The 2,468-nt window shown below is 75.2% G+C and carries 3 protein-coding genes; 2 read left to right on the forward strand and 1 reads right to left on the reverse strand.

Annotation, left to right across the window (positions count from 1 at the left end):
• A partial coding sequence (locus KBX39_RS28860; RefSeq protein WP_210873561.1) for an ADP-ribosylglycohydrolase family protein occupies positions 1-422 on the reverse strand: 422 nt, incomplete at its 3' end.
• 73 nt (positions 423-495) lie between these two features.
• Here KBX39_RS28860 and KBX39_RS28865 point away from each other — a divergent pair.
• Positions 496-1,185, forward strand: coding sequence for a response regulator transcription factor (locus KBX39_RS28865; protein WP_064448739.1), 690 nt, complete (start codon positions 496-498; stop codon positions 1,183-1,185).
• 29 nt (positions 1,186-1,214) lie between these two features.
• The coding region (locus tag KBX39_RS28870; protein WP_210873563.1) for a HAMP domain-containing sensor histidine kinase at positions 1,215-2,468 on the forward strand (1,254 nt) is incomplete at its 3' end.

Genomic DNA, 2,468 nt, shown 5'->3' on the forward strand with positions numbered 1-2,468 from the left:
GAGTCGGCGTGCCAGGCGCCGAGCGGCGCGACCCGCATGGCCGCGCCGTTGCCGCAGGAGCCCTGCCCGTCGAACGCGGACGCGGCGGCCACCGGCCACGGCGTGCCGGTACGGATCAGCCGCAGCACCCTCACCGCGCCCGGCCCGTACCCCCGGTAGGGCTCGCAGCGCTGCGCGAACGCCAACGCCAGCCGGTCCCTGTCGATCCGTGCCCCGGCAGCCAGTTCGGCCACCACCGAGCAGGCCATCTCGGTGTCGTCGGTCCACTCCCACGGCGGCGCGGGCAGCCGGCCGGCGGCGAGGTCGTCCGGGCGCCGGCCGGGAACGAAGAACTGGGAGCCGAGGGCGTCGCCCACCGACAGGCCGGCCAGCGCGTCGCGGGCGAGCGTGAGGCGGGTGTCGGGGAAGAGCGTGAACGTCATCGCCGTCCCAGCTTGCCCGCTTCGCCGGACCGCCGCAACGCGACCGGCTTGCCACGACGAGTACGGTGCTGACGTGGCAACCGTCCTGCTGGTCGAAGACGACCACGTCGTGCGCGGCGCCATGCTGCGGTCGCTCACCGACCGGGGGCACGCGGTGCACGCCGTCGGCACCGCGCTCGACGCGCTGCGCCGGGTCGCCGCCGAGACACCGGATTTGGTGGTGCTCGATCTCGGTCTGCCCGACCTGGACGGCTCGGACGCGCTGCGCATGCTGCGCGGCATCACCGACGTGCCGATCATCATCGCCACCGCCCGCGACGACGAGCAGTCGGTGGTGCGTCTGCTGCGCGCCGGGGCGGACGACTACATGGTCAAGCCGTTCACCGGCGCGCACCTGGACGCCCGGATCACCACTGTGCTGCGGCGGGCCGGGCGGGCCAGCCGTACCGTCGCGCCGGCCGTGCACACGGTCGGCGGCCTGCGGGTCGACGTGGGTGAGCGCAGCGCGGTGCTGGACGGGGAGCCGCTGGCGCTGACCCGCAAGGAATTCGACCTGCTGGCGTATCTCGCCGCGCGTCCCGGCCGGGTAGTGTCCCGGCGGGAACTCTTGGAGGAGGTATGGCGGCAGCCATCGGTCGGCGAGGACCAGACCATCGACGTGCACCTGTACTGGCTCCGCCGCAAAATGGGCGAGTCCGCGGCGAAGCCGCGCTACCTGCGCACCGTGCGGGGGGTCGGCTTCCGGCTGGTGGCGCCGGACTGAGGCTGACGCTGGCCGGGCTCACCGCCGGCATGTGCGGCCTGATCGCGCTCGCCTTCCTCGTCCCGCTCGGGCTCACCCTCGCCGACCGGGCCCGGGAGGCGGAACTGGCCGACGCCGCGCGTCGCGCCGCGCTGGTGACCGGGGCCCTGGCGGTGAGCACCGACACCGCTGCTGTCGAGCGGGCGGTGGCCGCCGCGGCCGGCGACGACCCGGCGCTGCGCCCGGTGGTGCACGGCATCGGGGCGGACGAGTCCGCCGGCCGGGCCGACGCGGCAGCGCTCGCCGACGCCGCCGCGCAGCGGCGTTCGGTGGTGACCGAGGTGGACGGCGGGGTGCTGCGGCTGGACCCGGTGGTGCTCGGCGAGCGGGTCGCCGTGGTGGAGGTCTTCGTCCCCGACGAGGCGCTCGACGAGGGCGGGGGCCGCTGGCTGCTGCTGCTCGGGATTGCGCTGGCGCTGGTCGGCGCGGCGGTGGTGGTGGTCGACCGGGTGGCGGCCCGGGCCGTGGACGCCACCGGCGACCTGGTCAAGGCGGCGCTCGCGGTGGGTGACGGCGAGCTGGGGGTACGGGTCGAGCCGACCGGACCGCGCGAGCTGGCCGAGGCCGGGCACGCGTTCAACCGGATGACGGAACGGCTGGTGGCGTTGCGTGCCGACGAGCACGAGCTGGTCGCCGACCTGTCGCACCGGCTGCGGACGCCGTTGACCGCGCTGCGGCTGGACGCCGAGGCGCTGGAGTCCGACGACACGAGCATCGGCACGTTCAGTGAGGCGGAGCTGGACCGGCGGCGTGGCATCCGGCGTATCCGGCAGGCGATCGTCACGCTGGAGGGCGAGGTCGACCAGCTGATCAAGACGACCCGCAAGGCGGTGAGCCAGGAGTCGGCGCCGGCGTCGTGCGACGTCAGCGAGGTGGTGCGGGACCGGATGGTGTTCTGGTCGGCGCTGGCCGGGGACCAGAACCGCCCGCACCGGGTGGTCGGTGCGCAGTTGCGCATCCCGGCGCCGGTGCCGCGCGCCGAGCTGGCCGCCGCGCTGGACGCGGTGATCGGCAACGTGTTCCGGTACACGCCGCAGGGCACCGCGTTCGAGGTGGCGGTGAGCCGCCGGGACGGCTGGGTGGCGATCCGGATCGACGACGCCGGGCCGGGCATCCCGAACCCGGACCGGGCGCTGCGCCGGGGCGAGAGCGACCAGGGCTCCACCGGGCTCGGGCTGGACATCGCCAAGCGGGTCGCGTTGCAGGCCAACGGTTCGGTGAGCATCGACCGGGCCCGGCTGGGC

It is taken from the genome of Micromonospora sp. D75 (assembly GCF_018070405.1).
Classification (GTDB): Bacteria; Actinomycetota; Actinomycetes; order Mycobacteriales; family Micromonosporaceae; genus Micromonospora; species Micromonospora chalcea.